Source organism: Vibrio sinaloensis, assembly GCF_000808535.1.
GTDB classification, from domain to species: Bacteria; Pseudomonadota; Gammaproteobacteria; order Enterobacterales; family Vibrionaceae; genus Vibrio; species Vibrio sinaloensis_D.
The window spans coordinates 49,395-63,541 of sequence record NZ_JWLV01000007.1 but is presented as its reverse complement, the minus strand read 5'-3'; the positions used below and the strand labels follow the sequence as shown (position 1 = coordinate 63,541).

The window sequence follows — 14,147 nt, the reverse complement described above, 5'->3', positions numbered from 1 at the left end:
AAGGTAGACTTAACCGCCCGTGAGAAAGCCATTCAGATTCGATTCACTTATGAGGCCAACGCCCAATTTCAAAATAACGCGGTTTGGCTGACTTTGCGCTCATAAATTCAGCACGACGAACAATAACCACAACCTCTTGCTAACTAATTGAATAGATTTACCCAAAAGATATTCCGTTAGCATGATTATCTATTGCTTGAACCCCCGTACAGTGTTAGTATCCGCGCTCGCTTATAGAGTTACTACCAATTACTCTGAAGCGACTAGCACATTCGAGCGAGGTCGCATCGCTGAATGTGAATTTAAATTTTTTCATATTTGAGAGTAAATACTATGAAATTTGAAGCAGTAGTACGTACTGAACTAGGTAAAGGTGCGAGCCGCCGCCTACGTCACGCTGGTAAATTCCCTGCAGTTGTATACGGCGGTGAAGAACCAGCAGTTTCTATCGTTCTTAACCACGATGACGTTGTTAACCAAATGGACAAGCCTGAGTTCTACGAAGGTATCGTTCTAGTAATCGACGGCGCTGAAGTTAAAGTTAAGCCACAAGACGTTCAACGTCACGCGTTCAAGCCAAAAGTTGAGCACATGGACTTCATCCGCATCTAATTCCCTACCAAGGAAATAATTCGGATTTAATCCAACCTTTTGCATAAAGATTATCGGACTTACCAACCGAGACATCTAAAAATTCGAAACCCCGATGCTACCAACATCGGGGTTTCACCGTTTTTGGGCAATCAATAAGTTAGGGACTCAACAGGCATTGCTAAGATTGGTATCAGAAGAAAACGTCTCTGAACTAATCGAGGCAGATGGTTGTAGTATCAGTTCACGTGCACCTGCATTCAGGATCGCACTTCAAACTTGAGACTAGGTGCGCTCTGACCACTCCGACCTTAACATGCCATATTTGATGGAGTCATAATACTCACCATTGTAGTAACGAACCTTTCTAAGTCTTGCCTCTTGTTGAAAACTCAATTTCAACGCCAAAGACATCATTCGAGGATTACCCGACCAAGTTGTTAAACCAACCCTCTCGATTTCTTTAGTGTCGAATAAGTACGAAACCCATAGAGGTAGAGCAAGCGCAGCAATTCCCCTCCCCCAATACTGTGCATCGTAAATAACTACACCAGCTTCAAGCCAACGTGTTTCTTCACACTCCCAATAGCAACTCACCGTTCCAACTGGAATATCGTTAACAGTGATCAATTGTAAGTCTGAGCCAGCCAGCAAACGCTGAAATGATGAATGTTCAAACTGTTCTAGTGATGGGTGACAATACGGAAAGTAAGGACCATTAAACTTCATCCATTCATCATTTGACGTAATCAAAGAATGGAGAGATTCTAGTTCGTCTTTCTTTGCTGGTCTTATTCCTACTTTCATCTATTCCACCATAATTCCCGACTCTTGGTGTAAATTAACACCGCGCTAAATAGTAAACAACGTCAACCACCAAACCTAGCTTATTGCGCATGGCAAACTCAACTTAAACTGAATTTTCCATGCTTTGTTATCTACGTGTTTTCAGACTCTTCAAACCAAAACTGAGAACCAATATAATTATTGCGTACTACTCATTCCACATCCGTTGATATTGCATATATTCTTAGGTTCTTTTATCTGATTAAGCCCCAAATACGTTCAATATTATTATACTGGCTCGCTTCATACGTAATACCAAGATCTATAATTATAAAATGGAAAACCAACGACATGCGCTACATTACTCCAATATTGATGCTTGCTCTTATAGGCTGTAAAGAAGAATCGCCTCGCCCTCATACTGGCACCACCCAAATAGAGAAAACCCCAGAATTAACTGCTCTACTTCAATCTAAAGAAACCGTTGATGAACAATTTGGTGTGCTTTACGGACGATATAAGCATTTACTCGATAGAAGCGACTCGCTTCCAGGCCCAGATGAAAATGATGATGGCATTCGAGACGATATCGAAGCTTTCATTAATGCTCTGGAGGTATCAGAGCCGGTACGTAACGCGTTAAAGCAAGATGCAAGACAAACTCAAGAAAACTTATACTATGATTTTAGTGAAGCTACTGAGTCCAACATCGACAAGGCTTATGAAATTAGTCGTAAATATGACAAAGTAATCGCTTGTCAAAATTTTATAGGAATGTCGGCTAGAGACGCAACAAACACCTCAAATTCAATCACGGCACTCACCTATAATACCAAAGCTCGCACCATGGCCTACCTTGCCTACAACCGCTTGCTTGATGGCTCCGTCTCGACACTACTAGACGCCAAGGAGGAGTATTGTGAATAAACCATAATGCCTTTCATACTGTCTATTGTTGTGTTTTCTTGCCAAATCTTGCAGCGCTGAATACGATTGCGTTCAGCGTTTTAACTGTGTTGCGATCAATGAAAAACAAGCTAAGGACGCATAAAGAATAGTTCCCCTCTAATTATCAAACAGCATCAAGACGAGAAGATTGAATACCACCTTTTTACAACGACTCACATATTGGAAGTGGCGGGATTGATGGTCGTGGTGTTGGAACGATTGACCATAAAACAGAAACGCTTCCCACTATACCCTTGTTTTCTGTGGGTGGTCCCTATTTACTTTGGCAGTTAGACTGTTCATGCAAATTAAAAATGGAGGTACACATGATCAAGAAAGGCCAAACAATACCTACAGCAGCTCTCAGCGAACTGGGCGAGGAAGGAATGGTAACTCACAACACAGATGAGCTTTTTGCAAACAAGCGAGTGGTGCTTTTCGCTGTGCCAGGTGCATTTACGCCAACATGTTCTGAGGCTCATTTACCAGGATACGTTGTACTTGCTGACGAAATTAAAGCGGCAGGCGTCGATATCATTGCGTGTGTATCAGTCAACGATGCTTTTGTGATGCAAGCTTGGGGAGAAGCGCAGAATGCCACAGAAATTATGATGTTGGCCGATGGTGACGCTAGCTTTACTAAAGCTCTAGGCCTTGAAATGGATACGGCTACATTCGGTGGAATTCGCTCACAGCGATACGCAATGATTATCGAAGATGGTGTGGTGACACAATTGAATGTTGAAGAACCCAAGCAATTCGAAGCAAGTAGAGCTGAAACTATTTTAGCTGCTCTAAAGTTATCTTAAGAGCTGTAAGGGTTCCGGATGTTTCATTCTGAACCCTTTTCTTTGAACATAGAAAAACAACCATACTCTACATAGAAAACCTAACTTGAATTGAAATCTAAAGCATTGAGCATTGCGAGCTACGCTCTGTTAGGCTCTCAGAACACTGACGACCGTCGTCTCGATTTTGGGCAAATAATTGGTTTCATTAACATAATCCATCGTCATAGAAGTACTTTCAATGTTGGGGACTTTCCAAACACCATTGTTCAAAGTTAAAGTCCATATTGTTTCCACATCTTTGAACTTTTGACTCACATCCAAGCTTTACCGCCCATTTTCTCTAACAAAACGCTCTCCAATCAAAACGTCTTCAATATACTGCTTGTGGCTGTTGAGATATTGAATATCAGCGAGATAAGCCAAGTGGTGTCCGTCTGCGATATTTTCAATGAATGCTGCGTTGCCGGCGTCGGCTTCGTTGAACATGTAATCGACTAATACTTGAATCCTATCTGTTATTGTCTCGACTAACCGCTCACGCTCTGCTTCAAGCAACCCGTAAGCATCGCAAAACTGTTTAGCTCGCAAAGACTGCGACTCTAGGTTGCCCATTGCATCAGATTCATGTGTTTTGAATGGCGCCCAGCAGTAAACAGCATACGCAATATCCCAAACCCTCGGCGCTGGATGCGCGGTATCAAAGTCAATAATCCCGACGGTTTCTGAACCAACGAGCGTTACATTGTAAGGAGCATAGTCTCCATGACAGATGACCTCTCTGGGTTCACGACTCGGCAGCTTCCACACTAGTGACTCATTCGAGTGTGTTGATAAAAATGTGCGAGAGGCATCGTGATACGAGCTAAGCAGTTTAGCGGCAGAAACCAGAGCCTCCGTCGTAGCAATATGTCCTTTCAGGGGATAATTAAAAACATCACCAACGACATACGACACGATCTCATTACCTTTGCAGTCAAAACCATGTGGTTTCGGAGCTGCATTGAAACCATTTTCTACGATGTGTGACAGTAAACGATGTACTGTTTCAGACCACGCTCCTCGTGGTCGGTAAATTTTGTTATCAGAGCGAAAAATTTGCCCCTCTCGTCCACCTTTGAGTTCTTCCATCATTATCCTTATGTATCTTTCTACGCGCCATTAAGGTGTCAGCAAGGCGAATTATTGACCTTACTGATACCTATTTGACACAACCTTCAACTCGACATCACTAGCGCTGAATGGTCATGCTGAGCCATTTATTAAGTGCGGCTTTCAAATGCAACAGCTTCGACACCATGGTCTTTTGGTCTAACGACCACTGTATTTGCGATCATGTCATGCCAACCTTGTTTCTTTCCGCTGAACGCAATCCAGACAAAGCCTAAACACAAAGGAATGGTGCTAATGTAATAAGCCAAATATCTCACAACAGATTTACTGGTTGATAAAGGCTCACCCGTTTTTGCATCCACAACTCTCAATTTCAATGCCATCTTTCCTGGTGTCGCAGAACGATAAATCCAAAATAGTACTGTCGCTATAAAAGGAAATACCCAATTAAGTAATAGGTCCCAACCACCAATAATGAAACTATCAGACTCAAAGTAATAACTGCCATATACCCAATAAAGTAATGGCATGGTCAACATAAGAAATAGAATTGAATCTATAATTGTTGCACCAAATCGTACCCAAAAACCTGCATATTCATACTGATTATTAAATTCCATGTGTTTTCCTATCTATTTTCAAAAAAGGCAAAATATCAATTTAAAGTGTCACTAACTCAGCCACACTAAAAATCATTATGGCTATCTCGCTATATGAGGTTGTTCTCCGCACTCCAAACGTCTAGCTCGCGAGAAATAATGGATGCTCCTGATTCCTTGGGCGTATTTAAAAAGTGGTCACCGCCGTCAACTTCAACATACTTTATATTGTGCACAGGTAGCAGCGCCTTCCACATGCTAGCTTGGCTTCTATGAACTTCAGAATCATTAGAGCCATGAAGGATCAGAATCGGCAAGTCCACATATTTTTGGAAGTTGACTCAATTATCTTTCAGCATGGCTTCTTGCCAAAAGCGCTTCAGCGGACCGTCACCATTCGGTTTGTTGATTTTGTCTATCTCTTCCTCTGACAGCAATCTAAAACGCTCGATTTCTTCTTGGAAGCGTTTCCATTCGTCTTTATTTCTCACATTTAAGGCAGCGTTGTGAAAACGGTTGGTACAGAGCCCCCCCACAATAACGACACCATCTATTTTTGACAGATCTAATTGGGAAACATGTATGCTTCCACCACTAAAAGCAAACAGTATTTTGGGCTTGTTTTTTGGCATTTCTTTCACGATATTTTCAATTTGACTTACTATTTGATAATGATCGACCTTGATGTACTCTTCCCAATTTACTTGGTTTTTATATACACCCTCTCTTAAATACCGAACGGTACAAAAAGAGCGCTGATTTAATTCGTACGTTAACATGTCATAAATAGGCATAGTCCCTAATTGGTAATCAGCTGAACAACCAGGAATTGTGCCGTCGTAATAGATTGGAGCGGTCCCGTGAATTAACAATATTGCCGCCTTCCATTCCTCTCCCTCAGGAACATCATACTTGACGCTTTTCATCCCTTCCTCACACCATAAACTCAACGGCTTCGTGATTAAGTCGTACCGCAAAGTTGTGACTAGATATAACACCGCAAAATACTAAAGCGACACCTAAAAGCAAACTGCCAAAAGTTGGCGGTCCATTTTAAGCCGATTCTTGATTGACCGATATTGATCCAATTCTGGTTTTGGGCGCGCGAATACAACCAACCCAATACATATGCAGGGTGAATTTATAGCAAAGCGGTCAGTACTTTTCGTTTAAAGCCAGTTCATTCCTAACGCGATTAGGCGTCGGTGACTTTTAATATTCCACCTAAGATGAGCGTTCACGATAATTAAAAACTGCGAGCTATCTCACCAAACCAAGGATGGGCTTAAATGCGGGATCTCGACAATCTTTGGCAAGTTCGTAAAGACACATTTCCAATCCAGTGACTTCAACACCGCACCGCATTAATCGTTCAATGGCGAGCCGCACATCCGTCGCTGAGCGTGAAGAAATACAATCGCTAACAAGCTCGACATGATACCCAAGTTCCGCCAACCCTCTCGCAGTTTGATATACGCAAATGTGAGCTTCAATACCACAGACCAACCAAGAATCGACACTCACCGCCTGAACGGCTTCTAAAAACGTGGGAGACTGACAAGCATTGAAAGTGGACTTAGTGATGGCAGCGGTATGAGTTAGGTGTCGCCCAACCTCTTCAACCGTAAGACCCAGTTTTTCGGGGTTTTGTTCAAGCAATACGATAGGCATATCGAGGGCTTTCACACCCAAAATCAATTTTTCACAGTTCGCTATCAACAGCGAGCTATTCTCAACCAAACGCGCAAGTTTGCCTTGTACGTCAACAATGATAAGCCCAGTGTTGTCTCTTGAAAGCATATTCCATCCTTAGTTATTCAGTATCATCTTGTAAAACAAACGTCTCGAATCGGCCGTGCTCTCTCGCTCTACAACATATTGGACATGATCTTCTTTACTTGCATTGGGTAACAACTGAATGCTCCACAATGGGTTAATTTGGTTTGGCACAATAGAGTAGCGCACATCCATGATTCGCATTGGATTGTTAGGCTCCACAGCAAGGTATCCATTCGAAAAATGAGCAAATCGACCAATATCAATGGCCTGCTGAGAACTCAAATCAAGCCAAGAGAAATCTCGTGCTATATCGAGCTTCTGAACGGACTCGCCTTGATAGACTTTTGTGCTCACGCCAGCTCTTATCGCGTCAATGTAGAACTCGTCGTCGGTTTCATACACGACTTTCCAAAGCAAAAGGTTGGCAAAGCTGGGTTTGGCTGCTAGCCGGATAGGAGAATGCTGGCGCTCGGTTGCTAACTGCCAGGCAACTTGCTCGACACGTTGTTTCTGAATGCCCCCTAATGAGAGGTAGACCAGCGCCCAAACGCAAGCGGCGCGTGCGAACACTGGGCTACGCCGCCATACAGCAAGGGCAACCAAGATTAAGACAGGCAACGTGAACATAGGATCCACAACAGAGACATTGCTCCACGCAACACGCTGCTGACTCAGAGGCCAAAACAGCTGAGTGCCGTAACTTGTGCAAGCATCCAGCAAAGCGTGAGTCGAAAAACCTAAAGCACAATATAACCAACTTTGACCAAACGACAGACCGAATCGCTTAGCAAACAGTGGGTACAGAACAACCGCGCAAAGCATACTGCCGATGGGTATGAAGAGTAATGAGTGGGTAAACTGGCGATGGTATTGCAAATACAGTAGTGGGTCTTGAGAAGAACGAATCAGGACATCTAAATCTGGCGCCATTCCAGACAACATTCCAAGAGCGCCAGCGACAATTACGTGCTGTTTTTTACCCACAGATTGGGGTAACGAAGCACCAATTAGGCCTTGTGTTAGTGGATCCATCAAATCTACTCATCTATCGTGTGTAATATGCAAAAATCTCGCGACATATTCAGGTGTCATGCCTTCTCTCTCAAAGCATAGACGCGCAGCAGAGAATACGTAAATAGAGGAATCTGAAGCCTTGCCCCACGCAGAGCGAATTAGCGAGGAAGAAAAGCAAAACAAAGGCTTAAAACCTTCACCTAAGATGGAAGGCTAAAGAACCGAAGAGAAAGGATTGATGGGGTAAGTGACTCACTCGATGATTGGAACAGCGCAGTGGTACTGCGCTGTTCTATGTGCGGTTTCAATCTAAGCAGCGTCATCTAAAGCGCTGTGGACTAAATAATAGACGCGCGTGCTACTCAGTTAGCATTTGATCATGAGAGGCGGACTCGTCAGCCGAATTTGCAAATGAATCTTTGAGTCTTTGAGTTAGCACTGGTAAATCATTGCGATAGAAGCCAGCCGTGTAACCGTCCACTCGCGGAGGTAGCGACTGCACTAAGCTCATCAGGACGTTTTGAGTAAACTCCGCGGCGTCTTCATCGCGACTCAATGAGGCCAAAACATCCACCTCTATTACATTGAGCAGATCACTGGTTAACTGCTCATAGTGAGCAACGTTCTCTGGCGTCATCGTCTGATAAACAAAATAGTAGTTTGCAATGCGATATAACGCATCGCTCTCTTTCTGGGACAAACAGCCCGATTGAGTCAACGGCTTGAGGCTAGCCTTGAAGCGTTTTTTCAGCTTTTCAACTCGAGAGCTGAGTGATTTTTTCTCATTTTGCTCCTGAGCTTTCTTCTTGTTGTAGTGATAAAAATAGAACGTAATAAGTAAAAACATCGCAATCAGTAATGCGATAATGAGAAAGAAAGGCATAAGTAACTGATTCAAATAAGGCTATAGTTATTACAAGGTGAGAATTATAGGCAATCCACTCGAAGCAATCAAAAGCTCTTTGTATCTAATGATGTCTATTTCGCAACTTGATTTGAACCTTGCTTTTATGGAACAGACAGGGGCAACACATGACAGTTAGGGAAATTCTGCTCGTTAACAACGTTCGCTGCTTTTTGATGTTTCGAAGCAGTTACTTTGCCCGTTTTTACTATCCGGTATTTACGCTCCTTTATTTGGATTACGGACTCACGCTCTCTCAGTTCGCTATGCTCAATGTGGTTTGGGCTGCGACCATCGTCATCGCCGAAGTTCCCTCTGGCGCATTTGCCGATACCCTCGGGCGCAAAAAGCTTGTCGTCCTATCTTCGTTGGTGATGTTCATCGAAATTGCCATGATCGCCTTTGTTCCGACAGGAAACGCTACACTGGTGTTTTATGTCTTTCTGGTCAACCGAGTGCTGAGTGGACTGGCGATGGCACTGGCAAGCGGCGCGGATGAAGCCCTCGCGTATGACACATTAAAAGAGCAAGGCAAAGAAGATGCTTGGCCGCATGTCTTGCAACTGCAATTGCGTATTTCCGCTACAGTCGGGATTATTGTGACTTTGCTTGGTGCAGCAATGTATGACGTTAATTTTATGGCGGCTCTGTATGGATTTTTTGGATGGGATCAACCGCAAAGCACCCAAGATATTATGCGAACGCCTGTCTACGCCACGCTATTTGTTGCTTTAGTTGCGATTTATTCCGCTTTTAGCATGAAAGAAGAACCGAAAACGTCACCGAAAACACATCAATCAACAAATTCAACATTGGCAAGTTTGAAGTTAACGCTAAATACCGGAAAGTGGGTCCTCTCTACACCTGTTGTGCTATTTATACTGCTCTACTACAGCTTATTCGAGCACACGTCACGCATGTTTTTGACGATGAATAGCCAGTACTATCTCGCGATTCATATCCCGATCATTTATTTTGGTTTAATTGACGCAGGGATCAGCGTGTTGCAAATTCTACTTGCCGGCCAAAGCAGAAAACTAGCAGAACGTACTGAACCTAGAGTCTTCCTTGTAGGCATGGGGTTACTGACTCTAGCCACTTACTATTTGATTAGTTTAGGCTGGCCAATTCTCGGCTTGCTCCCGGCACTTGCGTTGATCTATCTGACAATGACGATGAATATCTTCATCAGCTACCATTTAAACAGAAACACCGAGTCACACAATCGTGCAACGGTTCTTAGCTTCAAAGGACTCATGTTCAACATTGGCTACGGAACAATCGGTATGCTATATGCCTACTACTACAAACTACTGTCAAAAAACTATTCCGAACAAGAGATTGAACAACACACCGCGTTTTTGGATTCACTCTCCGCTTTCACTTATTACTTCGCAGCTTTGTTTATCCTTGTGAGCGCCTTTTTCATTATCAGAAACAATAAAGAGGCGATATTCAGATAGCGTTACCAAAACGCTCACAGGGCAGATTTCAGATCGAGAAGGTACTATTTGCAGAAGGTATCGATATAAAGCGCTTCTACTTTATCTCTCGCCCATTGCGTTCGGCGAAGAAACTTGAGCGAAGACTTAATTGAAGGGTTGTTATAAAAACAGTTGATTTGGATTTCGGCGTCTAACCCTTCCCAACCATAGTGTTCTTGTAAGCGAACAAGAATTTTTTCTAAAGTCAGACCATGTAAGGGGTTATTGGGTTGTTCTTGGCTCATAAAGAGACTCCTGACGAACGGCTCTAAACCGCTATGGTAGCAGATTAGACCCGCTCTGTTCGACGTTTTATCTCAGATGAACTTTGCAATGCCCACGGAAAAGGTCGTTTAGTCTGTCAACACGAGCTCTTTCTTTTTAGCAACAGAAACTACCTGTGTACCGGCAATGAGATCATGAATACAGCGGCGATCCTTTCTGAAAATAAAGAGAATATTGATGATAATCAACAAACTCCCAATAGGGCCCAAAAAAGAAATGATAGCCAAAGGTAACCAACGTTTTAATATCAGCTTTGGTAGACCCACTCGCTGGTTTTCCATTGTCACAATGGCGATTTCGAACACGTTTTTTCCAATGCTTTGCCCATACTTATGGAGCAGATAACCATGCAAAAGCAGATAGATTGCCCCCGAGTAGGCTAATATTAGAAGCGATAATAGGGGGGACCCATTCGCGTTTTCTAGATCCTCGGGGAGAAGATAGATATAAACGGGTACGACGAAAATAATAGTAATTAAACTATCTATCAACCAAGCCCAAAAACGCGACCAACGAGAGGCAAGGACCGTTTCGGGAGTCGTACCTGACTCCCCTATCTCATCATTTTTCTCAGTTGTCTGCGCGCTATCCATTGCCTTACTCCGCCGACGTTAATTGACAATCCAACGTCTCGCCACCATTGACTGATATCATTCGCATTTTATTCGCAGCATGGAACTCTAAATCATCTAAGCGAGTATGTGAGTCTGGCACCTTGCGCTTAATTGCGTACGCGACAAAATTCGATTTCTGGTTGTTGGCGACAACCTCGTTACTTGATGACTCCGACTTGAGCTGATGCCCTGATATAGACCATTCTCCTGCAGATTTCACTGTCAACGAAACCGGTTCTTGTGACTTATCGATGACTTCTTCAAATGTAGCACTCATCGTAAAACGGCCATCGGAAAAGTAAGTCGCTGTAACAGTCGCATCTAAAGAATCATCCTGACACAGCCAAGATCCCAACAATTGCTCTTCACTGACATCTGGTAGTTGTTTGGGTTCGATTTCATTGGCGGCACAGCCACTTAATGCAAGACTTACAAGTACAAAAGAGACGTTTTTCATTATTTATAGACCTAACCTAACTGCATAACTGAGCAATTCAGTGTTTATCACCCAGTTAATTCGATTTTATAATAATTAAGGCGAGATTTATAAGCCACGCAAATAAAAAAGTAAATACATTTAGTGCCTATATAACAGAGACTTATATTGGGTTCAGGATAAACGTCCATTTGGTGCTTTGCTTTCCAAACAGAGAGCTTTGCAGCACCAAGAGCAATATAAAATATGCCTATGTTCCAATAATCAAAAAGCTGCACACATAATATGTTGAGGCCCAGCTTCTCCACCAAGATACTGCAACTGAGTATCTTCTAAACCAGCTTTTTGATAACAAGAAAACGCACGCGGGTTCCTGCAGTTGACGGTGAGATAAATCGAGTGATAGCTGGCGTAGTTTTCTTTCAAATAAGCCAGTAACGCAACAACAGCTTTCGTGCCAATTCCTTTGCCTTGGTAGTTTTTATCAACCGCAAATGCGCGAAGCCCAATCGCGCCACTGGGGCAAAACTCGTAGTTATCCGAATAGGCAACGTCTAACTTAAAGAAACCGACAATATGTTCTTGGTGTTTAATCACGTGTAAATGCGTGGTTTCGCAGTCATCCAAAAGAAACTCTTCCGCGGTACCAGCAAACTTGATCTGTTCTTGCGCGAGTTCTACTTTCCTTACCTCTTCCTTTTGGTCGCAACTGAGTTTTTCGATTTTTATCATTTTGTTTTCCACATACATTTCATTAGAAGCCATTAGCCTCATCGTGATTAGATGGCCACCAGCGAGAAGCCATGAGGCCATTTTGACTAGGGATAGTATTCGCAACCTTTAAGCACATCAAAAGTATCATTCAGAAATCCAAGCTAACGCTGATTATCTTGGTTTATTCAGTTAACCAATCAATGCCAGCTGATATCTGGGTCAGAGAGAGGCTTAATCCCCATGCTGGTTAGCAAAAGCGCTTGCCCGTATTTAAGGGAGGGAAGATTGTCTTTCTGGCAAGAACAAAAAAGCGCGCTAAACCAGAGGTCTGCGCGCCAATTAATTTCACCGATTAAGTCGATTACTTACAGTAAACTCGAGCTTCGCGTGGTGTGTAAATGCCTAGTGTCACAAACTCAAGAAGTCCGTTAACGAATGTTTTTTGAACTTCAACTTTTGCTACTTTGTCTGCACTACCACAGGTACCTGCTGCGTCTACTTCTTTCTTCTGAGCTAAACCGTCAATGAAAAAGTGATGTGATTGTGTGGTTGCCGGCTTAGACGTTTCTTCTTTTGACATAACAAATGTCTGCTGCGCACAACCGGTAGCCAAAACAGATAAGGCTGCGATAATCATTACTTTCTTCATTGTTCTCTCCAAATTCAATATCGATCTTGAACGCTAACAGCAAAGTTTTTAACCCTGCTTAGCGACGGAGAGGATTATTGCAAATTGTTCTGCGAGTGACTGTATGGGTTTGTCATTGAAATCATTACAAAACAGGGAACGTTAGTTTAAACTCTGCACCTTGCAATAACGCACTGCGCCCAACTTCCACTTTGCCACCATGTTGTTCACATATTTTATGAACAATCGACAAACCAAGCCCATGCCCACTTTTCGCCTTGTTTCGCGCTTTGCTTCCTACATAAAACGGTTCAAATAGGTTTGCAATGTGCTCTTCATCAACACCTGGTCCATCATCATGAACCGATACAGTGACCGCTTGCGCTTGCTTCTCAAACTCGATAAGGATCTTTTGATCGGCGAACTTCATCGCATTACGCACAATATTGTCGAGTGCGCGTTTTAGCAATCTTTCATCGGCAAATATGGATACGTTACTCGCAAACTGCTCGGGTTGGATCGAGAGTTGAAGCTGCGTCTCTTTATTCCAGCGTACGTTACCTTTGCTTAGCAGTTCGCTCACATCAACCGTCGTCTTAGTAAGCTCAAGACGATGGCTATCAAGCCGAGCGTAGCAGAGCAACTCATCAACCATGGTTTCCATTTCTTCAGTATCTTCAACAATACTGTCGATTGTCTGCCTTTGCTCCTCATCCAAGTTGGTATCTTTGAGCAACTCTGCCTGCCATTGAATCCGAAACACTGGCGTGCGCAGTTCATGAGCCACAGCATTGGTCAGTGCTCTGTTGCTGTCGATTAGGTTTTGGATGCGATCCGCCATATGATTAAATGACTGGTTTAGTGAGCCAATTGCACGTCCTGATGCGGTCTCTGCACGAGCAGAAAGTTCACCTTGGGCGAAGCTAAGTGTTGCGGTTTCGAGCTTTTTCACCCGCCAAAAAATCACCAGCAGGTGACACAAGCTATACAAGATGAAGCTGGCAATAAAAAACATCCAGACAATATCATTTTGCAGGTCTGCATTTTGTCGAATGGGGTTTTCATCATCAGGGAGGTAGTGATAAGTCGCGTCTGAGCCCGCTATTTTAAACCACAGCTCTCGCTCTTCATCATGAAAGATAGGCATATCAAATCCGCCAGAAAAGTAATGCTTTACCTCGTCTGGCAAACTGTCGTTGGGCGAATAAATAAAGAGAGACAGCTTCGACAGCTGTGCAAACTCTTTCATGCTTTGCTGCGCCGCTTCTATGCCTTGCGCGTTGGCGATGGTTTGCAGAAGTTGTTGATGCGCAGCCGCTTCATAATCCTTTAGTAAATAGTCGTGGTCCGTCGTCATCTCGTACATGGTGATTTCATAGGCAAAAACGCCAATGAAAAAACAAGTCATCAATCCAAGTATGGATTCCAAGTACATCCTTCGCATCAAAATTCTCTTATTAAGGT

The 14,147-nt window shown here is 43.2% G+C and carries 16 protein-coding genes and 1 pseudogene; 4 read left to right on the top strand and 13 right to left on the bottom strand.

Annotated elements, in window-relative coordinates; genetic code table 11:
* Positions 1-333 precede the first annotated feature (333 nt).
* Entirely contained in the window at positions 334-612 is a 279-nt protein-coding gene (rplY, locus tag RJ47_RS05480) for a 50S ribosomal protein L25 (protein ID WP_039482236.1), read from the top strand.
* A 264-nt stretch (positions 613-876) separates the two neighbouring features.
* On the opposite strand, the gene RJ47_RS05475 is transcribed toward rplY, so the two are convergent.
* Positions 877-1,398 (bottom strand): GNAT family N-acetyltransferase, encoded by a 522-nt coding sequence (locus tag RJ47_RS05475; RefSeq protein WP_039479529.1) that lies wholly within the window; start codon positions 1,396-1,398, stop codon positions 877-879.
* Between the two features lie 330 nt (positions 1,399-1,728).
* Between RJ47_RS05475 and RJ47_RS05470 the strand changes: the two genes are divergently transcribed.
* Complete coding sequence (locus tag RJ47_RS05470; protein WP_039482233.1) at positions 1,729-2,304, top strand: hypothetical protein; 576 nt, start codon at positions 1,729-1,731, stop codon at positions 2,302-2,304.
* 347 nt (positions 2,305-2,651) lie between these two features.
* Positions 2,652-3,134: a peroxiredoxin gene (locus tag RJ47_RS05465; RefSeq protein ID WP_039482231.1), complete on the top strand. Its 483-nt coding sequence runs from the start codon at positions 2,652-2,654 to the stop codon at positions 3,132-3,134.
* Between the two features lie 306 nt (positions 3,135-3,440).
* Here RJ47_RS05465 and RJ47_RS05460 read toward each other — a convergent pair whose 3' ends face one another.
* From RJ47_RS05460 to RJ47_RS05435, 6 genes are all read right to left on the bottom strand, one after another.
* Complete coding sequence (locus RJ47_RS05460; RefSeq protein WP_039482228.1) at positions 3,441-4,244, bottom strand: phosphotransferase; 804 nt, start codon at positions 4,242-4,244, stop codon at positions 3,441-3,443.
* Between the two features lie 131 nt (positions 4,245-4,375).
* Positions 4,376-4,846, bottom strand: a complete 471-nt coding sequence (locus tag RJ47_RS05455; RefSeq protein ID WP_039482227.1) for an RDD family protein — start codon at positions 4,844-4,846, stop codon at positions 4,376-4,378.
* A gap of 320 nt (positions 4,847-5,166) precedes the next feature.
* On the bottom strand, positions 5,167-5,751 hold the full coding sequence (locus tag RJ47_RS05450) for a hypothetical protein (protein WP_039482224.1): 585 nt from the start codon (positions 5,749-5,751) through the stop codon (positions 5,167-5,169).
* Positions 5,752-6,085: 334 nt separating this feature from the next.
* A complete protein-coding gene (locus RJ47_RS05445; RefSeq protein WP_039482221.1) occupies positions 6,086-6,625 on the bottom strand; it encodes an isochorismatase family protein in 540 nt (179 codons plus the stop codon).
* 9 nt (positions 6,626-6,634) lie between these two features.
* Positions 6,635-7,636, bottom strand: a complete 1,002-nt coding sequence (locus RJ47_RS05440) for a metal-dependent hydrolase (protein WP_039482218.1) — start codon at positions 7,634-7,636, stop codon at positions 6,635-6,637.
* A 340-nt stretch (positions 7,637-7,976) separates the two neighbouring features.
* Positions 7,977-8,501: a hypothetical protein gene (locus RJ47_RS05435; protein WP_039482214.1), complete on the bottom strand. Its 525-nt coding sequence runs from the start codon at positions 8,499-8,501 to the stop codon at positions 7,977-7,979.
* 149 nt (positions 8,502-8,650) lie between these two features.
* Between RJ47_RS05435 and RJ47_RS05430 the strand changes: the two genes are divergently transcribed.
* Positions 8,651-9,985: an MFS transporter gene (locus RJ47_RS05430; RefSeq protein WP_039482211.1), complete on the top strand. Its 1,335-nt coding sequence runs from the start codon at positions 8,651-8,653 to the stop codon at positions 9,983-9,985.
* A gap of 44 nt (positions 9,986-10,029) precedes the next feature.
* On the opposite strand, the gene RJ47_RS05425 is transcribed toward RJ47_RS05430, so the two are convergent.
* The 6 genes and pseudogenes from RJ47_RS05425 to RJ47_RS05400 form a co-directional block, all read right to left on the bottom strand.
* Positions 10,030-10,251 (bottom strand): VF530 family DNA-binding protein, encoded by a 222-nt coding sequence (locus tag RJ47_RS05425; RefSeq protein ID WP_005472135.1) that lies wholly within the window; start codon positions 10,249-10,251, stop codon positions 10,030-10,032.
* A 108-nt stretch (positions 10,252-10,359) separates the two neighbouring features.
* Positions 10,360-10,884: an RDD family protein gene (locus tag RJ47_RS05420; protein ID WP_052237919.1), complete on the bottom strand. Its 525-nt coding sequence runs from the start codon at positions 10,882-10,884 to the stop codon at positions 10,360-10,362.
* 4 nt (positions 10,885-10,888) lie between these two features.
* The gene (locus tag RJ47_RS05415) at positions 10,889-11,362 is read right to left on the bottom strand and encodes a hypothetical protein (RefSeq protein ID WP_039482208.1); all 474 of its coding nucleotides are present in this window, start codon (positions 11,360-11,362) and stop codon (positions 10,889-10,891) included.
* Between the two features lie 243 nt (positions 11,363-11,605).
* Positions 11,606-12,073, bottom strand: a complete 468-nt coding sequence (locus tag RJ47_RS05410; protein WP_039482275.1) for a GNAT family N-acetyltransferase — start codon at positions 12,071-12,073, stop codon at positions 11,606-11,608.
* 343 nt (positions 12,074-12,416) lie between these two features.
* A complete protein-coding gene (locus RJ47_RS05405; RefSeq protein WP_038134409.1) occupies positions 12,417-12,704 on the bottom strand; it encodes a Bor family protein in 288 nt (95 codons plus the stop codon).
* Between the two features lie 48 nt (positions 12,705-12,752).
* Positions 12,753-14,127 (bottom strand): annotated as a pseudogene (locus tag RJ47_RS05400) (sensor histidine kinase).
* Positions 14,128-14,147: the final 20 nt, after the last annotated feature.

Excerpts from the sequence above, each read along its gene's own strand:
- rplY (WP_039482236.1), top strand. The coding sequence starts at position 334 with ATGAAATTTGAAGCAGTAGTACGTACTGAACTAGGTAAAGGTGCGAGC.
- RJ47_RS05475 (WP_039479529.1), bottom strand. The coding sequence starts at position 1,398 with ATGAAAGTAGGAATAAGACCAGCAAAGAAAGACGAACTAGAATCTCTC.
- RJ47_RS05470 (WP_039482233.1), top strand. The coding sequence starts at position 1,729 with ATGCGCTACATTACTCCAATATTGATGCTTGCTCTTATAGGCTGTAAA.
- RJ47_RS05465 (WP_039482231.1), top strand. The coding sequence starts at position 2,652 with ATGATCAAGAAAGGCCAAACAATACCTACAGCAGCTCTCAGCGAACTG.
- RJ47_RS05460 (WP_039482228.1), bottom strand. The coding sequence starts at position 4,244 with ATGGAAGAACTCAAAGGTGGACGAGAGGGGCAAATTTTTCGCTCTGAT.
- RJ47_RS05455 (WP_039482227.1), bottom strand. The coding sequence starts at position 4,846 with ATGGAATTTAATAATCAGTATGAATATGCAGGTTTTTGGGTACGATTT.
- RJ47_RS05450 (WP_039482224.1), bottom strand. The coding sequence starts at position 5,751 with ATGAAAAGCGTCAAGTATGATGTTCCTGAGGGAGAGGAATGGAAGGCG.
- RJ47_RS05445 (WP_039482221.1), bottom strand. The coding sequence starts at position 6,625 with ATGCTTTCAAGAGACAACACTGGGCTTATCATTGTTGACGTACAAGGC.
- RJ47_RS05440 (WP_039482218.1), bottom strand. The coding sequence starts at position 7,636 with ATGGATCCACTAACACAAGGCCTAATTGGTGCTTCGTTACCCCAATCT.
- RJ47_RS05435 (WP_039482214.1), bottom strand. The coding sequence starts at position 8,501 with ATGCCTTTCTTTCTCATTATCGCATTACTGATTGCGATGTTTTTACTT.
- RJ47_RS05430 (WP_039482211.1), top strand. The coding sequence starts at position 8,651 with ATGACAGTTAGGGAAATTCTGCTCGTTAACAACGTTCGCTGCTTTTTG.
- RJ47_RS05425 (WP_005472135.1), bottom strand. The coding sequence starts at position 10,251 with ATGAGCCAAGAACAACCCAATAACCCCTTACATGGTCTGACTTTAGAA.
- RJ47_RS05420 (WP_052237919.1), bottom strand. The coding sequence starts at position 10,884 with ATGGATAGCGCGCAGACAACTGAGAAAAATGATGAGATAGGGGAGTCA.
- RJ47_RS05415 (WP_039482208.1), bottom strand. The coding sequence starts at position 11,362 with ATGAAAAACGTCTCTTTTGTACTTGTAAGTCTTGCATTAAGTGGCTGT.
- RJ47_RS05410 (WP_039482275.1), bottom strand. The coding sequence starts at position 12,073 with ATGATAAAAATCGAAAAACTCAGTTGCGACCAAAAGGAAGAGGTAAGG.
- RJ47_RS05405 (WP_038134409.1), bottom strand. The coding sequence starts at position 12,704 with ATGAAGAAAGTAATGATTATCGCAGCCTTATCTGTTTTGGCTACCGGT.